Genomic DNA, 22819 nt, shown 5'->3' with positions numbered 1-22819 from the left:
AAAACCGAGATGGCCACGACGCCCGACTGATCCGACCGGAGTTCGACCATGTCCGTGATCGACACCGCCCCGTACGCGGGCAGCGGGCGGGAACGTGCCGCCCGCCGCTCGCTGCAGGACTACCTGTGCGAGCACTATCGCGATCTGGCGCAGCGCCTGGCCCGGCGGCTGGGCTGCGCCGATCTGGCCAGCGAGGCGCTGCACGACACCTGGCTGCGGCTGCAGGCCGGGTGCGAGCCCGAGGGCATGCAGGGGCAGGCCGACGTGCCGTCCGGGGCCCCGCAAGCGGTGCGCAGCCCGGCCGCGTATCTGTTGCGCATGGCGTACTGCGCGGCCATCGATGGCCTGCGCGCGCAGGCGCGCCAGCCCGCCGTGGCGCTGGACGACAACGCCGAGGCCCTGGCGCTGCCCGATCCCCTTGCCCGTACCGACGAGGAGGCCGCCGGGCGCGAGGGCCTGCGCCTGCTGGCCGATGCCGTCGAGTCCCTGCCGCGCCGCCGCCGGGCCATCTTCGTGGCCGCGCGCATCGAGCAGCGCGGCCGGGGCGAGATCGCCGCGATGTTCGGCGTGTCCGAGCGTATCGTGGACAACGAATTGCGCCGCGCCCACGCGGGCTGCGCGGCGCGGCTGGGACGCGCCATGCCGGCGCCGGTCAGTCGCCGCCCGGCCGCTTGCGGATGACCTTGAAGGTGGCGGTGGCGCGCACCACCAGTTCGCCCTGGACGTCGTGGGCTTCGCCTTCGCAGAAGGCGATCGATTTGCCGCGCCGCAGGCAGCGGGCGGTGAACGTGAGATCGCCGCGGCCCGGCGACAGGAAGCTGGTGGTCATGTCGATGGTCGCCATGCCCACCGAGCGGTCGGCGCCGCGCGCGGCGGCGCTGAGCGTGAAGTCGAGCACGCTCATCAGCGTGCCGCCGTGGATGTCGCCGCGGCTGTTGGTCAGTTCGGCGCGCCAGGGCAGGAAGGTGCGCGAGCCGGTTTCGTCGGCATGCTGCGGCACCAGGCCCAGCAGGTCCATCAGGGGAATGGTCAGGCCGAAGTAATCGGTGGGAGTCGAGGACATCGCGAAAGGCCCGCTGGACGCGGGCGCAGGATTGGCTAAGCGCGCCATAATATGGGGTTTTGGCTTTCCGCGTCTTTCGTTTTTCCCGCATGGTCCCTTCCGTGGTCGTTTATTCCGGCTTCGCGCCTGATCTGGCTCGCGGCGCCTGTCCCGGCGTTGCCTCTGGCCTTGCTCATGGCATGGGGCGGGGGGCGCGATGACCGGCCCGGCGCGCAAGATCGTGCACGTCGACATGGATGCGTTCTATGCCTCGGTCGAGCAGCGCGATCGCCCCGAACTGAAAGGGCTGCCGGTGGTGGTGGCCTGGACCGGACCGCGCTCGGTGGTGTGCGCGGCTTCGTACGAGGCGCGCCGTTTCGGCGTGCACTCGGCGATGTCCGCCATGCGCGCCGAGCGCCTGTGCCCCGATGCCGTGTTCGTGCCGCCCGATTTCAACCGCTATCGCGCGGTGTCGCGCCAGGTGCGCGAGATTTTCTCCCGGCACACCGACCTGATCGAGCCGCTGTCGCTGGACGAGGCCTACCTGGACGTGACGCAGAACAAGCGCGGCCTGGCCACGGCCACCGAGGTGGCCCGCGCCATCCGCGACGAGATCCGCGCGGAAACCGGCCTGACCGCCTCGGCGGGCATCGCGCCCAACAAATTCCTGGCCAAGATCGCCTCCGACTGGAACAAGCCCGATGGCCAGTTCGTGATCCGGCCGCATCGCGTGCTGGAATTCCTGCGGGAACTGCCCGTGCGCAAGGTGCCGGGCGTGGGCAAGGTGACGCAGGCCAGGATGGAGACCCTGGGCATCCGCACGGTGGGCGACCTGCGGCAACGCCCGCTCACCGAACTGGAACTGCATTTCGGCCGCTACGGCTATCGCCTGCACGAGCTGTCCAACGGCATCGATGAGCGCGAAGTCGAGCCCGACCAGGTGGCGCAACAGGTGTCGGCGGAGACCACCTTCAGCACCGATCTGCTGTTGCACGAACTGGGCGAATCGCTCGACCGCCTGGCCGCCAAGGTCTGGGAGCAGGGCCAGCGCAAGGGCATGCTGGGCCGCACGACGGTGCTGAAGCTGAAGACGGACCGCTTCCGCATCCTGACGCGCAGCCTGACGCAGTTGCAGCCGCCCCAGTCCGCGGTGCAACTGGCCTCGGTGGCGCGCGCGTTGTGCGACAAAGTGACGCTGCCCGCCGAGACGCGTTATCGCCTGGCGGGCGTGGGGATGAGCAACTTCGCGGATCCGCAGGAAGAGAACCGGCAGGCGGATCTGTTCTAGTCGGCCATGGCAGGGGCCCGGCGTGCAATCACGACAGGCGTGCCTTCAGTTGCGCGGACACGGCGGACATATCCGCGCGGCCGGCCAGTGCAGGCTTCAGGATCGCCATCGCCTTGCCCATCGCCGGCGCGCCGGTGACGCCCTGGGCGGTCACTTCGGCGATGGCCGCGTCGATGGCGGCGGTCACTTCCTCGGGGCTGGCGGCCTGGGGCAGGAACTCCTGCAGCACGGCCAGTTCGGCCTTTTCCTGTTCGGCGGTTTCGGTGCGGCCGGCCTGTTCGAAGGCGGCGATCGATTCGCGGCGCTGCTTGACCTGCTTTTCGATGATGGCCGTGATCTCGGCGTCGGCCAGGTCGCGGCGCTCGTCCACTTCCTTCTGCTTCACGGCGGCCAGCAGGAAACGCAGCGTCGTCAGGCGCGCGGTGTCCTTGGCGCGCATGGCGTCTTTGACGGAGTCGGACAGTCGGGTCTTGAGCGTGGCAGTGCTCATGGTGGAAATCCTGAAATGTTGCTGCAAAGCCGGTGTTTTAACCGCCGGGTGGGCATGGCGGCAAGTTGAGGGACGGGTTGCGAAGGGCAGGACGGGCGCATTGGTCTTTTAAAAGATGTAAAATAAATACATCTTTAAGGGCCGATGCCCGCAACCCCTCTCAGGAGTCCAGCATGCTCAGCGAAAACGTCCGTGCACAAGTCAAGGCCACGGCGCCCGTTCTTCAGGTCCATGGCGAAGCGTTGACGCGCCATTTCTACCAGCGGATGTTCCGCGGCAATCCCGAGTTGCGGCAGGTCTTCAACCAGGGGCACCAGCACAGCGGCCAGCAGCAGCAGGCGCTGGCCATGGCGGTCGCGGCCTATGCGCAGCACATCGACGATCCCTCGGTGCTGCTGCCGGTGCTCGAGCGCGTGGCGCACAAGCACGTCAGCCTGGGTATCCGGCGCGAACACTACGACGTGGTGGGCCTCCATCTGCTGGCCTCCATCCGCGAGGTGCTGGGCGAGGCGGCCACCGACGAGCTGATCGACGCGTGGGCGCAGGCCTACGGGCAACTGGTGGCGTTGATGGCCGGCATGGAATCTTCGATGTATGCGGCCGCGGCGGCGCGCCAGGGCGGCTGGACGGGCTGGCGCGCCTTCCGCGTGGCGGGCAAGGTGCCCGAAAGCGCGGAAATCACCTCGTTCTACCTGGCGCCGGCCGATGGCGGCGACGTGCCGGGATTCCTGCCGGGCCAATACATCTCGGTGCGCGTGTTCGTGCCGGCGCTGGGCATCATGCAGCCGCGCCAGTACAGCCTGTCGGATGCGCCGGGCAACCACTGGCTGCGCATCTCGGTCAAGCGCGAGGCCGCGGCCGGCGGCAGCCCCGCGGGCATGATCTCGAACCTGCTGCACGACCAGTTCAACGAAGGCGACATCCTGGACGTGGCGCCGCCGCAGGGCGAGTTCACGCTGGACCCCGAGGCGGCCACGCCGGTGGTGCTGATCAGCGGCGGGGTGGGGCTGACGCCGATGATGTCCATGTTGAATTCCGTGGCGTCGCGCGGCGATGGCCGCCAGGTGCGCTTCGTGCATGGCTGCCGCGATGCGTCGGTGCACGCCATGCGCGACCATGTGAACGGCCTGGCCGAACGCCTGCCCAACGTGCGCCACGTCGTGTTCTACGAGAACGTGGGGCCGGCCGACCGGCAAGGCGTGGATTACCACCATGCCGGACGCATCGACCTGCGCGCCATCCAGGATCAGGCCCTGCTGCCCGACGCCGATTACTACTTGTGTGGCCCGCTGCCTTTCATGCAGGCGCAGCGCCGTGTGCTGGGCGAACTGGGCGTGCCGCCGCAGCGCATCCACGCCGAGGTGTTCGGCACCGGCGGCGCGGGCGCATAGACCTTTGGGCGGTGGGCGGACGTGTATTCTTGCCGCTTGCCCCGCCAACGAGTCCGACCATGCAATTGAACCGATTCACCGACTTCGGCCTGCGCGTCATGATGTACCTGACGCAGTGCCGGGACCGCGATCGCCCCGTGACGATTCCCGAGATCGCCGAGCGATTCCAGATCTCGCGCAACCATCTGGTGAAGGTGGTGCATTTTCTGTCGCAGCAGGGCTGGGTGGCGGCGACGCGGGGCAAGGGCGGCGGGCTGGCGCTGGCGCGATCAGCCGATACGTATCGCGTCGGTGAACTGGTGCGGGTGCTGGAGCACCAGGGGGCGCTGGTGGATTGCGCCGATCCGCCCTGTGCGCTGAATGGCGCCTGCCGGCTGGCGGGCGTACTGAACGACGGGTTGCGCAATCTGTTCGAGACGCTGGACCGCCATACGCTGGCGGATCTGGTGCGCGCGCCGACCGAGGCGGCGATCATCAGGCTGCATCGGGCGGCTTAAGGCCGGGCGGAATTGGCCCGCGCCCGGCCCTGTGCCGTGGCGTCGGCGATGCGGTGTCCCGTCAATGGAAATTCCGGCTGCGCGCCGGCAGGTTCCCCAGCAATTCCGTCAGGTCCACCAGGCGCTGCGCCATCAGGTGCTGCACGCCGTCGCGCGATTGCCAGGTGCCGTAGATACCCAGCAGGGTGGACCCCAGCAGTTCGCGGCGCTGGCGTTCGATCAGTTCGGGACGCACCACCGCGTTGACCGGGCCGGTCTCGTCCTCGATGGTGACGAAGATGGTGCCCTTGGCCGTCTGGGGCCGTTGCCGCACGGTGACGATGCCGCAGGCGCGCGCCGCACGCCGGTCGGGATAGGTGTGCAGCACGCTGGCGGGCTGGAAATTGCGGGCGGCCAGTTCTTCGCGCAGCAGGGCAACGGGATGGCGGCGCAGCGTGAGCCGCGCGCTGCGGTAGTCGGCGGCGATGTCCTGGCCTTCGGAGGGCTCGGCCAACTGGGGCATGGTGGGTTCGGCCAGCGGCGCGGCGCGCAGCAGGTCGCGGCTGGGCACGGCGCCGGCGGCCGCCCAACTGGCGTGGCGGCGGTGCCCGGCCAGCGTGCGCAGCGCGTCGGCGGCGGCCAGGGCGTCGAGTTCCTGGCGGCCCAACTGGGCGCGCAGCGCCAGGTCCCGGGTGTCGGTGTAGGGGCGTTCGGCACGGGCGTCGGCGATGCGGCGCGCGGCGGCTTCGTTCAGGCCCTGCACCAGGTTCATGCCCAGGCGTACGGCGGGGCGTGCCGCGCCGGGCAGGGGCTCCAGCGTGGCGTCGAAATCGCTGGCGGTGGCGTCGATGGGCAGGACTTCGACGCCGTGGCGGCGGGCATCATGCACCAGTTGCGCAGGGGCGTAGAAACCCATCGGCTGGGAGTTGAGCAGCGCGGCCAGGAAGGCCTCGGGCTCGTGGCATTTGATCCAGGAACTGGCATAGGCCAGCAGTGCGAAGCTGGCGGCGTGGCTTTCGGGGAAGCCGTATTCGCCGAAGCCCTGGATCTGGCGGAACAAAGATTCGGCGAATTCAAGAGTGTAGTTTTTCTTCAGCAGCCCTTTGATCAGCTTGTCTTCGAAGGTATGGATGGTGCCGCTGCGTCGCCAGGCAGCCATTGAGCGGCGTAGCTTGTCGGCTTCGCCGGGGGTGAAGCCGGCTGCCTTGATGGCGATTTGCATGACCTGTTCCTGGAATATGGGAACGCCAAGGGTGCGCTCCAGGACCTCCTCGACTTCGGGGCCAGGATAAGTAATCAAGTTTCTGTCTTTTCGGCGCGCCAGGTAGGGATGCACCATGCCGCCTTGAATCGGCCCAGGCCGCACAATAGCCACCTGCACCACCAGGTCGTAATACTTTTCCGGACGCAATCTCGGCAACATGCTCATCTGTGCCCGCGACTCGATCTGGAACACGCCGATGGTGTCCGCCTTGCAGATCATGTCGTAGGTGGGCTTGTCGCCTTCCGGAATCTCCGCCAACTGTATCGGCCGGGGCAGATTCCTGCGCAACGACACCAGCTCCAGCGCCCGCCGCAGCATGCTCAGCATGCCCAGCGCCAGGATGTCCACCTTCAGCAGCCCGATCGTATCGAGATCGTCCTTGTCCCACTGCACCACGCTGCGGTCCGGCATGGCCGCGTTCTCGATGGGCACCAGCCGCGACAACTGATCGCGCGCGATGACGAAGCCCCCGGGATGCTGCGACAGATGGCGCGGAAACCCCATCAGTGTTTCCGCCAGTTCGGCCCAATGCCGGGCCACGGGCGCTTCGGGGTCCAGCCCGTTGGCCTGCAGCGTGCGCCGCAGGGCAGCCTTGCCGTCCCACCACTGATGCGCGCGCGCCACCGCGTCGATGATGACGGGGTCCACCCCCAATGCCTTGCCCGTATCGCGCAGCACGCTGCGCGGACGATAGCTGATGACCACGGCCGTCAGCGCCGCGCGGTGCCGGCCGTATTTCTTGTAGATGTACTGGATGATCTCTTCGCGCCGCTGGTGCTCGAAGTCGACGTCGATGTCGGGCGGTTCGCCGCGCTCTTTGCTGATGAAGCGTTCGAACAGCACGCTGCTGCTTTCGGGCGACACGGCGGTGATGCCCAGGCAATAGCACACGACCGAGTTGGCGGCCGAGCCGCGGCCCTGGCAGAGGATGCCGCGTTTGCGGGCCTCTTTCACCACGTCGTAGACCGTGAGGAAGTAGGCCTCGTACTGCATCTCTTCGATCAGTTTCAGTTCTTTCGTGATCTGCGTGGTGACCGATTCCGGCACGCCCTGGGGATAGCGCCGCTTCGCGCCAGCCAGGGTTTCACGCTTCAGATACGACGTGGGGTTATGCCCGCGCGGCACGATCTCGTCCGGATACTGGTATCGCAGCTCGTCCAGCGAGAAGCGGCAGCGCTGCATCACCGCCAGGGTCTGGGCCAGCGCCTCGGGCGGATACTGGTTGGCCAGCCGCAGGCGCGAACGCAGATGGCGCTCGGCGTTGGCGGCCAGGTCGTAGCCGCATTCGGCCACGGGCCGGCCCAGCCGGATGGCGGTCAGCGTGTCGTGCAGGGCACGGCGCGAACGCACGTGCATCTGCACCTCACCCAGCGCCACCACGGCCAGGCCCGTCTTGCTGGCGGCATGCGCGATGGCCGCGCGGTGCAGGTCGTCGCGCGCGTTGTGCAGCAGCGTCAGGCCCAGCCAGGCGCGGTGCGGGAAGGTGCGCGCCAGCCAGCGCGCCTGCGTGGCGATGAGGGCGGCCTCGGTGCCGTGCGGCGGCGCCAGGATGGCCAGGCAATCGGGCAGGCCGTGCAGGGCCTTGATGTCCTGGGTGTCGAGCTGGTATTCGCCCTTCGTGGTGCGCATGCGGCCCAGGGTGATCAGTTCGCACAGGTTGCCGTAGCCCACGCGGGTCTGCGCCAGCAGCACCAGCCGGATGCCGGCGGCATCGGGGCCTGCCTGCAGGGTGAAGCTGGCGCCGATGATGAGCTGTATGCGCTGGTCGCTGCCCGCGTCCTGCGCGGCCTTGTTCTGATCCTTCGCTTCGGCATGCGCGCGCACCACGCCCGCCAGCGAGCATTCGTCGGTGATGGCCAACGCGGCATACTGCCGTGCGAAGGCCTGTTCCACCAGTTCCTCGGGCTTGGAGGCGCCCACCAGGAACGAGAAGTTGGACTGGCAGAACAGCTCGGCATACGGGGGCAGTCCGCCTGTGGGGGCTTGGGAAGGGTCGAGCATGATGGCGATGTCTCAGGCGTAGCGCCCATGCAGGAACCAGCGCGCATCCAGTTTGTCGCGCTCGCGGTATACCCAGTAGCGCGCCGAGCCGGCATCCTCGGCGACGAAGTAGTCGCGCTGCGTGTCGCCGCCGTCCCACCAGCCGCTTTCGATGCGTTCGGGGCCGCGCAGCAATTTCAGTGGCTGGCCCGCGTAGACGGGATTGTCGCGGTCGACGCGCAACTCCACCGGCGGATCGCACAGCCAGAAAGGGCGTTCCAGGCTCGGCGGCAACGCTGGCGTGCGCGGCTTGCCGCCCGCGGCTTGCGCGTCCTGCCAGGCATTGGCTTGCTCGGGCCGATGGTCGGCCCGAGGACGTGCGAGGCGCACGCGTTGCGCGCCCAACCGCGCTGTCAGCAGGTCCAGCAGGCGCGCGTGGTCCGCCGGCTGCGTGGCCGGATCGGGAAACAGCGTGGCGCTGGCATCGGGGCGTTCGACGGTTTCAGGGGCGTGCAGCGTGACGGCGATGACGGGCGCCTGCAGTTCGAGCCGGCCCAACCGCTCGCGCAGCAGGTCGATCAGGTGGCCGCCATGCCAGGCGGGCTGGGCCATGGCCAGCAGCAGTTCGGTGGGCGGCCGGGCATGGCGGCCGCGTTCGTGCGACAGCTCGAGCGTGATGCGCTGCACCGCGCGCTGATGCGCGGCCAGCCAGCCGCAGAGCTGGTCGGCCAGGCGGCGCGCCACGGCCAGCAGGGCGTCGGCCTGCTCCAGGTAGTCGGGCAGTTCGATGCGCTGGTGGAAGTCGGGCGGCGGCGTGATCCAGGGGTGCGGCTCGGGCGCGGCGCCGTAGGCGGCATCCAGGGCCTTGAGCAGGGGGCCGCAGCCGCGCCGTTGCAGCCCCGCGCGGGGCAGATGCCGCGCCTGGCCCAGCGTGTGGCAGCCCAGGTCGTGCAGCCAGTCCAGGCGTTCGCGGGCCTGCGGCAGCAGCAGGATGGGCAGGGCATCCAGCCGGCGTTCCAGGCTGTCCTGGCGCAGCGCGACGCGCAGGATGGCAGGCCGCCGCGCGCGCCGGGACAGAGGCTCGCCGACGGCCTGCAACGGCTGGCCGCCCGTGGCGTGGGCCTTGCCGCGCACGGGCCGCGGCGATCCGTCGGGGGCCAGGTCGGCGGTCGGATCGGTGGGCGCGCCCGTGGCCACCTGCGCGCCGCGCCGCGCCGGCTGATGCGCCAGCAGCCATGCGCCCAGCGCGGTGGGCGCCAGCCCCAGCGTGGCCTGCACCCCTTGCGCGGCCAGCGTGGCCGCCACCCGGCGCGCCAGCGCGCGCGGCCCGCCGAACAATTGCAGGCTGGCGCCTACGTCCAGCAGCAGCGCCGAGGCGTCGGGCATGGCCAGTTGCGGCGTGTATTGCAGCAAGGCAAAGGCCGCGCCTTGCTGCGCCTGCGCTTCGGCTGCCGGCTGCCGCTCGATCTGCTCGCATTGCGGCGCGATGGCGGACAGGCTGGCGCGGCGCATGCCCAGTTGCGCGCCGGCGCGCTGCGCCGCCGGCGTCAGTGCCGCCACGCGGGCCGCGTCGAGCACCGCGCAGCCCGCGCCGCCGTCGTCACGGAACCAGTACGGGCGTACGGCGTCCAGCGGCAGGCTGTGCAGGAACACGGCGATCCAGAGGCGCATGGGGAACGGGCAGGGCGCCCGGCTCGAAAGGAATGAAAAACGGGGTGTCGGTGACGGGGCCACGTCGCTTGAGCACGCGTACCGACAGGCCGGCTCGTGCGCTGTCCAGCGCCAGCCGCAGCGGCGCGGGCGAGGCCTGGCGCGCCGCCGCCGCCGGCCGCAGCGCGAAGAACAGCGTGTCGCTGCCCGCGGCGGCCAGGTGCAGGCGGCGCAGGGCGTCGTGGCGCGCGCGCGGCAGCCAGCACACCAGCGCGCCGCAGGTGCCGTGCCGCAGGATCTGCTCGGCGGCCCACAGCGCATCGTCGGGCGTGGCGGGGTCGACCCATAGCAACTGCGCGGGATCCAGTTGCCATTGGCTCCAGCAGGCGATGTGCGGCACGTGGGGCGGCTGCACCAGCGCGATGGCGCGGGCGGCATCCAGCCGCGTCAGGGCGGGTTGAAGCAGGCGGACTTCGCCGATGCCGGGATGAGGCTGCAGCAGTTCGATCAGCGCGCCCTGCGGCCAGCCCCCGCCCGGCAACTGGCCGGACAGGGCGTCGTGGCCGGTCGCCACGCAACGCGCGGAACCTTGCGCCAGTTGCGTGGCGCGCCAGAGGGCAGGGTGGATGTGTTCGGGGCGCATCGATCAAAATCATGTTTACTGTATAAATATACAGTATTTTGCATGGGCTCGGCGCCACCCGCCATCCCGGCCCGTGGCCAGACCAGGCATGCCCCATCGTCTGGCCTGATTGCTCCATTGTGGTGCCGGTGCATCGCCCTGGCGACGGTGCGCCGGCATTTTTCTTGTTCGTGTCACCCGTGTGAAACACAGCGCGTGAAGGGGCTTGTTTCTTTCAAACGGCAAGTTGGCACGCATCGTGCTTGAGCAGACTCAAGACTGTCTCCTCGTTCAACTCGTACCCGTTCGAAAGGAGTAAGCAGCATGGCGCATCATCCGGAAATGATTGTCGAACTGTCCCGCCGCGTCGAGAAGATCTCCAACGAGAAAATCTCGAACATCGTCGACATCAACCAGCAGGCCAAGTACCTTTCCCTGAACGCCCGCATCGAGGCCGCCCGCTCGGGCGAGGCCGGCCGCGGCTTCGCCGTGGTGGCCAACCAGGTGCAGCAGGTGTCCGAGCAGATCACGCACATCGCCGACGCGCTCAAGCTCGAACTGGCCGGCTCCATCGCCGACCTGATCCGGCTGGGCGAGAACACGCTGCAGGAGATCCGCGGCTACGAGGGCCGCCGGCTGGGCGACCTGGCGCTGAACATGGTCGAGACCATGGACCGCAACCTGTACGAGCGTTCGTGCGACGTGCGCTGGTGGGCCACCGATTCGTCGCTGGTCGAGCTGCTGCAGGCCCCCACGCAACCGGCCGCGCAGCACGCCTGCGACCGGCTGGCCGTGATCCTGGACAGCTATACCGTGTACCTGGACCTGTGGGTGGCCGATGCCCAGGGCCGCGTGCTGGCCACGGGGCGTCCTGACCGCTACGCCAAGGCGCTGGGCGCCAACGTGTCGCAGGAAGAATGGTTCCGGCGAGGCCTGGCCACGCAGGACGGCGGCGACTACGCGGCACTGGACATCCGCCCCGAGCCGCTGCTGGGCGGCGCCCACGTCGCCGCCTACAGCACCGCCATCCGCGAAGGCGCCCAGCGCAATGGCAAGCCGATCGGCGTGCTGGGCATTTTCTTCGATTGGGCCAGGCAGGCCGAGACGGTGGTGCGCTCGGTGGGCCTGAGCGACGAGGAGTGGGCGCGCACGCGCTGCATGCTGGTCGACAGCCGCCAGCGCGTGATCGCCGCATCCGATGGCGCGGACCTGCGAGAACGCTACGTGCTGCTGAACACCGACGGCCAGACGCGCGGTTTCTATCCCGCCTCGGACCGCTTGGTGGGATACGCGCTGACGCCGGGCTACGAGACCTATCCCGGCCTGGGCTGGTACGGCGTCATCGAACAGCAGCCGCGCCGTTTCTTTGAATGATCCGGGCAGCGCCTTGGGGGAGGGCGCGCGGCGGCCGGGGCTAGAATGGATTCATCCGCGCCGGGTTTCCGGCGCGCCCTGTTTGTGGAGTCTCCCCAGCATGCCTGCTTCCAATTCCATCGAATTCTGGCCCAATCCCGGCACCGAGGTCCGGCAACTGTTCGTGCTGCTGCACGGCGTGGGCGATACGCCCGACGGCCTGGAATCCCTGGGGCTGGCGCTGCGCGCGGCGTTTCCCACGTCGGTGGTGCGTATCCCCGAGGGCTTCGAGGCCTTCGACGGCAGCGCGCGCGGCCGCCAGTGGTTCTCGGTGCGCGGCGTCACCGAAGAGAACCGGCCCGAGCGCGTGGCCCAGGCCCTGCCGGCCCTGGTCGAATACGTGCAGGCGGCCCAGCGCAGCCTGAAACTCAAGTCCTCGGACACCGCGCTGGTGGGTTTCTCGCAGGGCGCCATCATGGCGCTGGAGGCCGTGCAGGCCGAACCCCGGCTGGCGGGACGCGTGCTGGCGTTCTCAGGCCGCTATGCGCAACTGCCTACCGCCGCACCGCCGTACACCACCATTCACCTGCTGCACGGCGCCGACGACCCCGTGATGCCCGTGGCCCAGATCCAGGCCGCGCAGGCCCGGCTGGCCGAGTTGAAGGGTGACTCGACCATCGACATCGCCTCGCGCGTCGGACACGAACTGCATCCGGCGCTGGTGCAGCGCGCCATCCATCGCCTGCAGACCTGCGTGCCGCTGCACAGCTGGGCCGCGGCCATGCAGATGGATCCGGTGCCGCCGGAAGGCACGACGATGCATTGACAGGGGTATGGCGCCGCGGGGCCGACTTGCGGCGCAAGCGTCCATGCGGGCATGCGGGATTCCCGGCGTCAGTCAGGACATTCCTGTCGCAAGAGACAAATCCGCCCAATGTCGGAAAAGGCAGGTCGTCGCTAGAGTGCTTCCGGACATCTCGTCCTCCGATTCCAGGAAGCCCATTCCCTTGACGCCTTCTTTCTCCCACGGCAGGCCCCGCCGCCCGCGCCTGTCGAACGACATCGTCTTCAAGGCCTTGTTCAGCGGCCATCCCCACCTGCTGGCCGACCTGATCGATGCCATACGCCAGCCAGCCAGACCCACGATGGGGCTGCACATCCTGTCTCCCGATCTCTTGCCTGGGGCGCCGCAAGACAAACTCGCCTTGGCGGACATCCGCGCGCAGGATGCCGAAGGCCAGCAATACATCATCGAAATGCAGCGTTTCGGGCAACGGCACTGGCCTGCCCGTAACCTGTACTACCTGGCACACGCGCTGGCCACGCAGTTGCGTCGGGGAGCCGACTACGACATCCTGCGGCCCGTCATCGGCATCAGTCTGATGGGGTGGAACTTGTATCCCAGATGGTCGGATCAGTCTGATTGGCGCTTCACCCTGCGAGATGCCGGACGTCCCGCCCTAGAATTTTCGGACAGCCTGCAGCTCTACGTCGTCGAACTCGACAAACCCGAGTCGCTGGCTGCTTCACCTTCTGCCCTGAAAGCGTGGGCCAGTTGCCTGCGCGATAGCCAAGACGAGGTACTTATGAACGCCCTGACGCATCCCCCCGTGATCGAGGCCTTGCGGATACTCGACGAGATGTCGCTCAAAGACGAAAACTTTCGCTGGCAACTGTTGGCCCGCGACATAGCGGAGTTCGACCACAACACCCGTATGAAGCACGCTCGCGAGGATGCGCATGCGGAAGGCCATGCAGAAGGCCATGCAGCAGGTCATGCAGCAGGTCATGCAGCAGGTCATGCAGCAGGTCATGCAGCAGGTCATGCGGAAGGCCAGGCCGCCATGCTCGAACTCATGATCGCTCACCGGTTCGGCGCCGTGCCCGACGACATCCGGTCCTGCCTGCGTACCGCCGATGCGCGTCAGATCGAGTCGTGGGCGCGTGATGTCCTGGTGGCTCCCAAGTTGGAAGACGTCTTTCGGTAAGCGGCCGATCGCCTGTCGATCCGGCTGTTCGGGGCATATCGATTTCCCGACCGCCCACCCGGCATTCAACCACCCGTCTTTTCCCGCGTATCCTGCCACCCCCCACCCAGCGCCAGGAACACCGCCACCTGATCGCTGGCCAAGGTCGCGCGCGACGCGGCCAGGGCGCTTTCCGAACTGGCCAGCGTGCGCTCGGCATCCAGCACCGTCAGGTAATCCGTCTTGCCGGCCTGGAACAGCCTGCGCGCCTGGTCCGCCGCTCTCGCGCTCTGGTCACGCGCGGCCTGCAGCGCGGCATCGCGATCCAGCTGGCGCGCATACGACACCAGCGCGCTCTCGGTTTCGCGCAGGGCGGTCAGCACCGTCGAATCGAACTTGGCCAGCGTGCCGCGCGTGGTCGCTTCCGCCTGCGCGATACGGGCCTGCGCCGCGCCGGTATCCGGCACCGTCCACGAAATCAGCGGCCCCAGGCTCCAACTGAACGTGCCGCGGTCGCCGAGCATCGACATCGGCCCGGCCGAGCCGCCGTTCAACCCCAGCGTGATCTTCGGGTACAGGTCCGCCGTGGCCACGCCGATGCGTGCCGTGGCGGCTGCCAGGGCGCGTTCGGCCTGGCGCACGTCGGGCCGGCGGCGCAACAGCGCGGCGCCGTCCCCCACCGGAATGGTCTGGGCCAGACGCGGCGGCTGCTCGCACGACAGCAGCGTCTGCGGCATCTCGCCGGGCGCGCGGCCCGTCAGCGCGGCCAACTGATACAGCGCCGTGCGCTGCCGGGCCTGGAAGGGCGGCACCTCGGCGCGCAACTGATCCAGCTGGGCGCGCGAGCGCGAGACATCCAGGGCGGTGCCGCGGCCCGCGCGCTGCAGGCGCTGCACGGCGTCGGCGGATTGCTGCTGCACGTCCACCGAATGTTTGGCCGAGGCCAGTTGCATGCCCGCCGAACACATGTCCGCATAGGCCTGCGCCGTCGCGGCCACCACGGTGACGCGCGCGGCATCATAGGCGGCCTGCGCGGCCTGCGTATCGGCATCGGCGGCCTCGATGGCGCGGCGGATCTGGCCGAACAGGTCCAACTGATACGAGACCCCCACCGTGCCGGAGTAGCTGAATCGGTTGCGCGGCACCGAATCCGGCTGCAGCACCGATACACCGGAACTATGCCCGTACGTGGGCGATGCGTTGACGCTGACGCCAGGCCGCTCCTGCGAGCGCGCCTCGTCGGACACGGCCTGGGCGCGCTCCAGATTGGCGGCCGCCTGGCGCAGGTCGGTATTGGCATCCAGGGCCTGGCGCACCAGCGCATCGAGTTGCGGGTCCTGATACAGCCGCCACCAGTCGCCCGGCGGCTCGTCCCGGCCGAACAACCGGCCATCGCCGCCTTGCGCGAACGGCGCATTGGCGGCCGGCTTGCGCACCGCGGCCTGGTCCGGCAATGAGTAGTCGGGGCCCACGGCGGCGCAGCCGGCAAGCGCCAGGGCCAGGGTCAGGGGAAGAAGCAAACGGCGGGTAGTCATGGCAGTACGGCTCGATCGATTACGAACGCGAGGATGCCGTCGAGCCCGCGGGAGCGGCCTTGGCATCGTCGATCGACACGGTGGCTGTCTGGCCGGCCACCAGGCGTACGCCTTCGGGCACGCTGTCGATCTTCACGCGCACGGGAATGCGCTGCGCCAGGCGCACCCAGTTGAAAGTGGGATTCACGTTGGGCAGCAGGTTGGCGCTGGTGCTGCGGTCGCGGTCGGCGATGCCCATGGCGATACTTTCCACGTGGCCGGTGATGCGGCGATCCTCGCCCATCAGGATCACGCTGACCGCGTCGCCTTCGTGGATGCGCGGCAGCTTGGTTTCCTCGAAGTAGCCTTCGACGTAGAACGAGTTGGCATCCACCAGCGCCATCACGCCGCGTCCCACGGTGGCGTACGAGCCCACGCGCAGGTCCAGGTTGGTGATGCGCCCGTCGGTGGTGGCCAGCACGCGGCTGCGCTCCAGATTCAGGCGGGCGATGTCCAACTGCACCTGGGCCTGGGCCAGATCGGCTTCGCTCTGCTGCAGCTTGGTCTGGCTTTGCTCCACCAACTCGGCGGCCACCAACTGGCCCAGCGCGCGGTTGCGCTTCACGTCGCGTTGCGCCTGCGTCTGCGCCACCTGGCGGGCGGCCACGGCGGCGCGGGCCTGGTCGTACGCCAGTTGGAAGCGCGCGCGGTCGATCTCGAACAGCACGTCGCCCTTGTGTACGTCCTGGTTGTCCTGGACGGGCACGGCGGTGACCAGGCCGGACACGTCCGGCGCCACCTGCACCACATAGGCCTTGACGCGGCCGTCGCGCGTCCAGGGTTCGATTTCGTAATGGGCCCAGAGCTGCCAGCCCGCGTAGGCGGCGGCAGCCACGACCGCGATCGTGACGGCGAAGCGTCCGAGGGCGGCGGGACGGAGCATGTCGGGAAGTTTGCGACTCATGATGCTATCTCTGCAAAAAATAGGGGGCGGCCAACGAGATGCCATAAAGCAGCACGACGAACAGCGCCAGGTCGAACAGCGCGGGGTGCCACACCAGGCGATAGAAGCCGGCGCGCGCCAGCACGCGCCGCAACGCCCAGTTGGCGGCCCAGGCGATGACGCCCAACACCAGCAGCCAGGGAAAGTAGATGCCGTAGAAACTGAATTCGCCGATCATGGCGCGGACTCCGGTACTGAGGCGACGCGCGGCGCGGCATAGCCGTCAGCCTGCGGGTACAAGGCGCGGCGGATGCCGACCAGCGCCACCGCGGCGCGGCTGCGCGCCTGATCGGCGCCGCCGGTGGCGGTCACGCCGGCCAGGGCGCGGTCGATGGATTCGAGCAATTGCGGATCTTCGCGGCGGCCCGAGGCGCGCCGGCCGAAGAACACGGCCAGGCCGCGCAGCACGCGCTGGATGGCCGCATCGGCCACGGGCAACTGCCCGCGCGCGCGTTGCAGTTCGATGATGTCCTTGCCCACGCGCAGGTCCTTCAGCGCGTCGGCGGCCAGCAGGTCATCGCGCCGCGTGGCCATCGCCAGGCGCGGCTGCAACAGGCCCACGCGATCGAGGATGCGCGAGGCATAGGCATAGGCCTCGCTGCTGGAACGCGCCTTGGACGAGCCTGCCAGCTCGGCCAGCTCGTCCCAGTTGGCGGTCTGGATGCGGCGCGCGCTCCAGTCGGCGCTGGCCGTGCGGAAGATGGCGGCCACGATGGCCGCGGTGGCCACGCCCAGTACCTGCGCCACCGTGGAGTCGATGAAAGAGACCACGTCGGCGGTATTGGTGTCGTGCAGCGCCAGCGTGCCGGTGACGCCGAACAGCAGCGCCATGCCGGGCAAGGTGTACTTGGGCTGGGAGATCAGCGTGCCCATGACGAAGGCCACGGGAAACAGCGCCAGCGCCAGCATCTCGAACGAATGTACCGCCGGCATCACGACCAGCAGGTAGATCGCCGACAGCGGAATGGAATACACCGTGAATTTCAGGAACTGCATGATGCCCGGCACGGGGTTGTCCTGCGAGGCGAAGAAGCAGCTGAACACCACGGCCATCATCGCGGCGACCGATCCGTTGGTCCACGCCGTACCGATCCAGAAGCTGCAGCACACCGCGATGGCCACGCCGACCGACACGGCCGACCATAGCGCGATGCCGCGGTCGCGGTGCAGCACGGGACCGCGCGTCAGCGGGCGCATGCGCAATACCGAACGCGGCGAGCCCTGCAGGCCGTCGTTGATGTCCCGCCGCAGCAGCAGGCAGGCCTCGAAGGCGTCGATCAGTTCGCTCACGCGCGTCAGCAGGCTGAGCTGCAGCAGCGTGTGCCAGTCGGGAGAGTCCGTCAGCGCGGGCGTGAGCGCGGCCAGCTCATGGCGCAGTTCGGCGGCGCGTTCGGTGGTGGCCTCCTTGCCCTGGCCGACCCACTGCGAGACCTGCTCGAGCAATTCGGCGGTGGCCGGCGGCAGGGCCTGTCCGGCGTCCTGCAAGGCCTGCAGGCGGTCTTCCACGGCGGACACCGATGGCGTCAAGGCCGCCAGGCGGTCCTGCATGACGCGCAGCGCATTGGCCGTCCAGCGGATGTTGCCCGTGTCGAACGGCACGTGCGCGGACATCAGGCGCAGTTGCGTCAGGTCATTGGCCAGTTGGCGGCGATCGTTGTCCTGCCGGGCCGAGTCGCCGTGCAGCACGGCGCGCACCCAGTCGCGCGCATCGCGCAGCGTGGCGTCGAGCCGGCTGATGATGGCGCGGCCAATGCCTTGCGGCAAGATCAGGCTGTGGGCCAGCGAGGCGCACAGGATGCCCAGGGTGATCTCTTCCACACGCGCCAGGCCCGTGTCGAACACGTTGACGGGATCGGTCACGCTGGGAAAACCGATGAGCGCGGCGGTGTAGCCCGCCAGCATGAACATATACGAGCGCGGCGTGCGGTCCAGCACCGAGATGTACAGGCAGATGCCCACCCACAGCGCCATCGCCAGGATCATCAGCACCGGATAGTTGGCCAGGCGCGGCACACTGTAGACCACCATGGCCGAACCGAAGAAGGTGCCGCCCAGCCGGTACATGGCCTTGGAGCGCACCGCGCCCGACCAGGGCTGCGACACGACGTAGGCCGTGGTGACCGACCAGAAGGGGCGAGGCAGGCCGATCGTGTACGACAGGTACAGCGCCAGCATGGCGCCGATATAGCACTTCACGGAGAAGAGGCTGTCGTTCAGCGAGGGCAGGATGCGGTTCATGGCTTGCCGGACTCTTTTTCGTTGGGGGCCCGTTCCAGGGCAGGAACATCCTGCCCGGAGGGGGCGTCGGTCGGTTCGGGCTGCAGGTCGTCCGGCATGGGCAGGCCGTGCGACAAGGCAAGGGTGAGTTTCTCGAACACCCGCAGGCACGCGGCCACGTCGTCGGCGTCGATGCCCTTGAACAGCTCGCGGCGGATGCGGGTCAGCACGTCTTCCAGCTTGGCGCGCAGGGCCTGGCCGCTTTCGGTGAGGTGCAGGGTGCGGGCGCGGCGGTCGCTGGGATCTTCGCGGCGCTCGATCAGGCCGGCGCTGACCAGATGGTCCAGCAGGCGCACCAGCGACGGGCCCTCGATGCCCAGGGCCTCGGCCAGGGCGCCCTGGCGCACGCCATCGCCCAGCCGGCCAGCCAGGATGACGGGCCAGGCCGTGGCTTGGGACAGGCCGTAGCCGGCCAGCACCTTGTCGGCGGCGCTGCGGTAGGCGCGCGCCAGCACGGGCAGGGCGGCCGAAACGGCCATGAGTTGGCTATCGGTAGGCGTTTTCATTTTTTAATTGTAGCCTATTTATTAGCATCCTAATATTTAAATAAGCTAACAAATAGCTAACAACCGCGCGGCTGCGGGAGGATGGTGCGCTGCAAAAGCCATTTCGAAGCCATCGATCGCGCTTGGGGACGGATGAAGGAGGTGTTGCGCAAACGCACGGCGTAAAAAATGACAAACAATTACAATCTCACATCAGCGAGGCTGGCCTGGGCACGATTCAGGCACCGCCGGACATCCGATTCGAACAGGTGTAGTTGGTGCAAAATCCCGGAGAGTACTCATTGCCGCGTGGGCGGTTGGCGAGGTGGCTGACCGCGCCCGGCCAGGCCACGCCGCACGAGATCCGCGTCGCGCTGGTGGGTACGCTGTTCGGCACGCTGCCCATCTTCTTCGGGGGCGTCTTCAATACCGTGGCCGTGGCCGGCATCCTGGCCTACCGGCATCCGACCCTGCCGTTCCGTTTCTGGCTGGTCGCCGAGATCATCGTCTGCCTGGTGCGCTGGTATGTGCTGGTCGTGTCCCGGCGCCGCGCCGTGCAGGGCCGGCCCACGCCCACCGACCTGTACATCCTGCTGGCTCCCGTATGGGGCGCCACGGTGGGCTATGGGGCCTTCGTCAGCGCCGTCAGCGGCGATTGGGTGGCCGCCACGCTGTCTTTCCTGTCGGCCGCCGCCATGGTCGGCGGCATCTGCTTCCGCAACTTCGCGGCGCCGCGCCTGGTTGTGGTGATGATCGTGTTCTCGCTGGGGCCGTGCTGCCTGGGCGCCCTGGCGGCGGGCGAACCCGTGCTGCTGCTGACGCTGCTGCAGGTGCCGTTCTACCTGTTCGCCATGGGCGCCGCGGCGCGCCGCCTGAACGGCATGCTGATCACCACCATGACGGCCGAGCGCGAGCACAGCCACCGTGCGCGCCATGATGCGCTGACGGGCGCGCTGAACCGCGAAGGCTTGTCGAAGGCGCTGGAGCAGCGCGGCGCCGATCCTGGCAAGAAGGACATGACGCTGCTGTTCCTGGACCTGGACGGCTTCAAGCCGGTCAACGACGCCTATGGCCACGAGGCCGGCGATATGTTGCTGATGCAGGTGGCGCTGCGCCTGCGCGCGTTGGCCAGCCCGCAGGCGCTGGTGGCGCGCATGGGCGGCGACGAGTTCGTCGTGGTCGATGAGGTGTCCGAGGGACCGGCCCGGCACGATCTGGCCGCCGCCATCGCCGAGTCGATCCGCCATCCGTTCAGCCTGTCGCACGGTGTGGTGGCTTCAGTGGGTGTCAGCATCGGCAGCGCCACCGTGAAGTGGGACGGCACCGACATCGACGCCGCGCTGCGCATGGCCGATACCGCCATGTACGAGGCCAAGCGCACCAAGAAGACCGAGCCCGCCGTCAACGCCGGCTCGGACGCGATTCAGTTCGCCGACCGGGACCGCCGCCCCACCTGATCGCCGGCGCCGTGCGCCAGCCGCAGGCTGTCGCACAGGTCAGCAGCGACACCAATCCGACGATCACGACGGCCACGCGAACGGCATGGCCGGTCGCCCGTGCCCACCAGCCGCTCGCCCACGCGCCGCGTGATGGCGCCCAGCGCCAAGCCCAGTCCCTCGCCAACGGGAAGGCGGTCGAGAACCGCGTGTTCGCCGGGTTCATCTGCTCGCGCGGCACGTCGGCGAAGGCAATCGTGTTGAAGGCGGTGAACTGCATCGAGCGTGTCATGCCGCCCACGAACAGCACGAGGCAGATCCAGAGTACGGGCATGCCGGCCGAGAACAGCGCGCAGGCCGGCAGCGACAGGGCGTTCAGCAAGCCATTGACCAGCAGCGCCACGCCCGCCGCGCCGAAGCCGGCGGCCATGTGCGGGATGGCGGGCGTGATGACGGTGGCGTCCAGGATCGCATCCGAGCGCCGGGGCGCGGCGCTCAGGGCTTGGCCGCCCCGTCGCAGTCCGCCCAGCAATTGGGCGTTTCATACAGCCGTACGCGTTGCAGGCGCAACGCGTGGCCGTAGTGGCCGTGATAGTGCGGGGCGAGCGTTTCGAAGGCGATGGCGGCCAGGTTCTCGACCGTGGGAATGCGGTCGAGCACCACGGTCTTGTGGCCGGGCAGGGTATCGAGGAAGTTGCGCACGGCCTCGTCGCCCGAATACACCAGGAATGCATGGTCCCACACGTTGACCAGTTGGGCCTGGGCGATGGACTTGATTTCGGAAAAGTCCATCAGCATGCCGTTGTCGGACTCGCCGGGCGCCTGCACGACGTCGCCGCACAGCGTGATTTCCAGCACATAGCGATGGCCGTGCAGGTTGCGGCACTGGCTGCGGTGGTCGGGGATGCGGTGGCCTGCGTCGAATTCCAGCCTGCGGGTGATGGAGATCATCGGGCGCCCCGCGCGGCGTAGGGGGTCATCATGGAATGCCTATGTATTTATGGGTTTGCAGGCTCAGGCGCCATTGCGGATGCTGCATGCAGTACTGCACCGCGCGTTCGGTATGCGCGGCGCGCGCCGGACCGTCCATGGGCTGCAGGAAAAAATGCTGGAAATCCAGGTGCGCGAAGGCCTCGGGCCGGGCGTCGAGTTGCGGATAGACCAGCTTCAGTTCGTTGCCGCGCTCGATCACCACGGGCGACTTGCCCTTGGGGCTGACGCAGATCCAGTCGATGCCTTCGGGCGGCTGGATCGTGCCGTTGGTCTCGATGGCCACGGTGAAACCGCGCGCATGGACGGCGGCCAGCAGCTCGGCGTCGAGTTGCAGCAGCGGTTCGCCGCCCGTGAAGACGACGTAGCGCTTGTCCGTGCCTTCGCCCCAGGTGGCGGCGAGGGTGTCGGCCAGCAGGTCGGCTTGCGCGAACTTGCCGCCGCCTTCGCCATCGGTGCCGATGAAGTCGGTGTCGCAGAAGGTACAGGCGGCGGTGGCGCGGTCGCTTTCGCGGCCGCTCCAGAGGTTGCAGCCGGCGAAGCGGCAGAACACGGCGGCACGGCCTGCGTGGGCGCCTTCGCCTTGCAGGGTCTTGAAAAGTTCTTTGACGGCGTAAGTCATGGAGCACCGCCGGCCGGCAGCCGGGGCGGGAGAAAGAAAAGCAGGGAATCCGACATTTTAACCGGGGTTTGGCTCACGGCAGGAATCGGGGGTGAACAGGGACGGCATTTGTGGTGGCCGCGCAGGCGGGTAGACTTCCACGATTGCCTGTTTCGGGCACCCCTCAACATCCCGCCGCCCGGCGAGAAATCGCCGGGCGGGGCAAACGCTGGCGATGCGGCCTTGCAGGCCGCCGCCCGCGCAAGGTCCGATGGAATGCATGAACGCTTGAAGAACGTGTCGGCGATTTCGCTCGACCTGGACGACACCCTGTGGCCCTTCGCGCCCATCGTGGCGCACGCGGAAACGCGGCTGCACGCGTGGCTGCTCGAGAACGCCCCGCGCACGGCGGCCATCGTCGCCACGCCCGAGTCGCTGGCGCAATTGCGCAACGACTACGAGGCGGCCAATCCGGCGCTGTCCGGCAACTACCGGGCCCTGCGGCTGGGCTCCATCCACGCGGCGCTGGAGGCGGCGCGGGAAGACGTGGCCCTGGTCCGGCCCGCCTACGACGCCTTCTATGCGGCGCGGCAAGAGGTCGAATTTTTCGAGGATGCCTTCCCGGCGCTGGAATGGCTCAGCGCGCGGTTCCCGCTGGTGGCGGTGTCCAACGGCAATGCCCGGCTGGACATGACGGGCGGCCATCAGTTCTTCACCGGGGCGATTTCTGCCGCCGACGCCGGTATTGCCAAGCCCGAAGCGGCCATCTTCCATGCCGCGGCCGACATGGTGTCGGTCAGGCCCGAACAGATGCTGCACGTGGGCGACAACTTCGAGCTGGACGTGGTGGGCGCGCGCAACGCGGGCCTGCAGGCGGCCTGGCTGGTGCGGCAGGAACAGGGCCTGCCGCCCAGGATGGAATACGCCGACCACATGACGGTCTCGTGCCTGCTGACCCTGTGCGCCGCATTGGGCCGCAAGGAGTAGGCC

The 22819-nt window shown here is 68.5% G+C and carries 22 protein-coding genes; 9 read left to right on the top strand and 13 right to left on the bottom strand.

Annotation, left to right across the window (positions count from 1 at the left end):
• Positions 1 to 48: 48 nt before the first annotated feature.
• On the top strand, positions 49 to 681 hold the full coding sequence (locus tag A7W11_RS22815) for an RNA polymerase sigma factor (protein WP_066419726.1): 633 nt from the start codon (positions 49 to 51) through the stop codon (positions 679 to 681).
• Here A7W11_RS22815 and A7W11_RS22810 read toward each other — a convergent pair.
• The gene (locus A7W11_RS22810; RefSeq protein WP_066419724.1) at positions 653 to 1063 is read right to left on the bottom strand and encodes a PaaI family thioesterase; all 411 of its coding nucleotides are present in this window, start codon (positions 1061 to 1063) and stop codon (positions 653 to 655) included. The genes A7W11_RS22815 and A7W11_RS22810 overlap by 29 nt on opposite strands.
• Positions 1064 to 1259: 196 nt before the next feature.
• Between A7W11_RS22810 and dinB the strand changes: the two genes are divergently transcribed.
• Complete coding sequence (dinB, locus tag A7W11_RS22805; RefSeq protein ID WP_066419721.1) at positions 1260 to 2330, top strand: DNA polymerase IV; 1071 nt, start codon at positions 1260 to 1262, stop codon at positions 2328 to 2330.
• 28 nt (positions 2331 to 2358) lie between these two features.
• On the opposite strand, the gene A7W11_RS22800 is transcribed toward dinB, so the two are convergent.
• A complete protein-coding gene (locus A7W11_RS22800; RefSeq protein ID WP_066419719.1) occupies positions 2359 to 2820 on the bottom strand; it encodes a GatB/YqeY domain-containing protein in 462 nt (153 codons plus the stop codon).
• 173 nt (positions 2821 to 2993) lie between these two features.
• On the opposite strand from A7W11_RS22800, the gene hmpA reads away from it, so the two are divergent.
• Both hmpA and A7W11_RS22790 read left to right on the top strand, forming a co-directional pair.
• On the top strand, positions 2994 to 4211 hold the full coding sequence (hmpA, locus tag A7W11_RS22795) for an NO-inducible flavohemoprotein (protein WP_066419717.1): 1218 nt from the start codon (positions 2994 to 2996) through the stop codon (positions 4209 to 4211).
• Positions 4212 to 4270: 59 nt separating this feature from the next.
• Entirely contained in the window at positions 4271 to 4708 is a 438-nt protein-coding gene (locus A7W11_RS22790) for an RrF2 family transcriptional regulator (protein ID WP_066419715.1), read from the top strand.
• A 61-nt stretch (positions 4709 to 4769) separates the two neighbouring features.
• Here the strand turns inward: A7W11_RS22790 and A7W11_RS22785 are convergent, their stop codons facing one another.
• The 3 genes from A7W11_RS22785 to imuA are packed head-to-tail and all read right to left on the bottom strand — an operon-like array spanning position 4770 to position 10224.
• Positions 4770 to 7952 (bottom strand): error-prone DNA polymerase, encoded by a 3183-nt coding sequence (locus tag A7W11_RS22785; protein ID WP_066419710.1) that lies wholly within the window; start codon positions 7950 to 7952, stop codon positions 4770 to 4772.
• A gap of 12 nt (positions 7953 to 7964) precedes the next feature.
• Entirely contained in the window at positions 7965 to 9602 is a 1638-nt protein-coding gene (locus A7W11_RS22780; protein WP_066419705.1) for a Y-family DNA polymerase, read from the bottom strand.
• On the bottom strand, positions 9532 to 10224 hold the full coding sequence (gene imuA / locus A7W11_RS22775) for a translesion DNA synthesis-associated protein ImuA (protein WP_066419703.1): 693 nt from the start codon (positions 10222 to 10224) through the stop codon (positions 9532 to 9534). Before imuA ends, A7W11_RS22780 begins: the two co-directional genes overlap by 71 nt.
• Before the next feature lie 258 nt (positions 10225 to 10482).
• Between imuA and A7W11_RS22770 the strand changes: the two genes are divergently transcribed.
• The 3 genes from A7W11_RS22770 (at position 10483) to A7W11_RS22760 (ending at position 13544) form a co-directional block, all read left to right on the top strand.
• Entirely contained in the window at positions 10483 to 11577 is a 1095-nt protein-coding gene (locus A7W11_RS22770) for a methyl-accepting chemotaxis protein (protein WP_268874748.1), read from the top strand.
• A gap of 100 nt (positions 11578 to 11677) precedes the next feature.
• A complete protein-coding gene (gene ypfH / locus A7W11_RS22765; protein ID WP_066134114.1) occupies positions 11678 to 12382 on the top strand; it encodes an esterase in 705 nt (234 codons plus the stop codon).
• 181 nt (positions 12383 to 12563) lie between these two features.
• On the top strand, positions 12564 to 13544 hold the full coding sequence (locus tag A7W11_RS22760; RefSeq protein ID WP_066419698.1) for a PD-(D/E)XK nuclease family transposase: 981 nt from the start codon (positions 12564 to 12566) through the stop codon (positions 13542 to 13544).
• A gap of 65 nt (positions 13545 to 13609) precedes the next feature.
• Here the strand turns inward: A7W11_RS22760 and A7W11_RS22755 are convergent, their stop codons facing one another.
• From A7W11_RS22755 to A7W11_RS22735, 5 genes are read right to left on the bottom strand one after another with little or no spacing between them, the layout of a single operon-like run.
• On the bottom strand, positions 13610 to 15058 hold the full coding sequence (locus tag A7W11_RS22755; protein ID WP_066419695.1) for an efflux transporter outer membrane subunit: 1449 nt from the start codon (positions 15056 to 15058) through the stop codon (positions 13610 to 13612).
• A 19-nt stretch (positions 15059 to 15077) separates the two neighbouring features.
• Positions 15078 to 16001 (bottom strand): efflux RND transporter periplasmic adaptor subunit, encoded by a 924-nt coding sequence (locus tag A7W11_RS22750; protein WP_066419692.1) that lies wholly within the window; start codon positions 15999 to 16001, stop codon positions 15078 to 15080.
• 4 nt (positions 16002 to 16005) lie between these two features.
• A complete protein-coding gene (locus A7W11_RS22745) occupies positions 16006 to 16218 on the bottom strand; it encodes a DUF1656 domain-containing protein (protein ID WP_066419691.1) in 213 nt (70 codons plus the stop codon).
• A complete protein-coding gene (locus A7W11_RS22740; RefSeq protein ID WP_066419690.1) occupies positions 16215 to 18278 on the bottom strand; it encodes an FUSC family protein in 2064 nt (687 codons plus the stop codon). Before A7W11_RS22740 ends, A7W11_RS22745 begins: the two co-directional genes overlap by 4 nt.
• The gene (locus A7W11_RS22735; protein WP_082887436.1) at positions 18275 to 18823 is read right to left on the bottom strand and encodes a MarR family winged helix-turn-helix transcriptional regulator; all 549 of its coding nucleotides are present in this window, start codon (positions 18821 to 18823) and stop codon (positions 18275 to 18277) included. Before A7W11_RS22735 ends, A7W11_RS22740 begins: the two co-directional genes overlap by 4 nt.
• A gap of 257 nt (positions 18824 to 19080) precedes the next feature.
• Between A7W11_RS22735 and A7W11_RS22730 the strand changes: the two genes are divergently transcribed.
• Positions 19081 to 20259, top strand: a complete 1179-nt coding sequence (locus A7W11_RS22730; protein WP_066421613.1) for a GGDEF domain-containing protein — start codon at positions 19081 to 19083, stop codon at positions 20257 to 20259.
• Here the strand turns inward: A7W11_RS22730 and A7W11_RS22725 are convergent.
• From A7W11_RS22725 to queE, 3 genes are read right to left on the bottom strand one after another with little or no spacing between them, the layout of a single operon-like run.
• Entirely contained in the window at positions 20204 to 20770 is a 567-nt protein-coding gene (locus A7W11_RS22725) for a hypothetical protein (RefSeq protein ID WP_066419689.1), read from the bottom strand. The two genes, A7W11_RS22730 and A7W11_RS22725, sit on opposite strands and share 56 nt — an antisense overlap.
• The gene (gene queD / locus A7W11_RS22720) at positions 20734 to 21189 is read right to left on the bottom strand and encodes a 6-carboxytetrahydropterin synthase QueD (RefSeq protein ID WP_066419682.1); all 456 of its coding nucleotides are present in this window, start codon (positions 21187 to 21189) and stop codon (positions 20734 to 20736) included. The genes A7W11_RS22725 and queD overlap by 37 nt, the downstream gene beginning before the upstream one ends.
• A gap of 28 nt (positions 21190 to 21217) precedes the next feature.
• On the bottom strand, positions 21218 to 21850 hold the full coding sequence (gene queE, locus A7W11_RS22715; protein ID WP_066419680.1) for a 7-carboxy-7-deazaguanine synthase: 633 nt from the start codon (positions 21848 to 21850) through the stop codon (positions 21218 to 21220).
• Between the two features lie 255 nt (positions 21851 to 22105).
• Here queE and A7W11_RS22710 point away from each other — a divergent pair, with 255 nt between their 5' ends.
• Complete coding sequence (locus A7W11_RS22710) at positions 22106 to 22816, top strand: HAD family hydrolase (RefSeq protein ID WP_066419678.1); 711 nt, start codon at positions 22106 to 22108, stop codon at positions 22814 to 22816.
• The last annotated feature ends 3 nt before the right edge of the window (positions 22817 to 22819 follow it).

This window comes from Bordetella ansorpii, assembly GCF_900078315.1.
GTDB lineage: Bacteria > Pseudomonadota > Gammaproteobacteria > Burkholderiales > Burkholderiaceae_B > Bordetella > Bordetella ansorpii.
The sequence above is the reverse complement of the archived record's forward strand: the minus strand, read 5'-3'. Positions and strand labels throughout refer to the sequence as shown.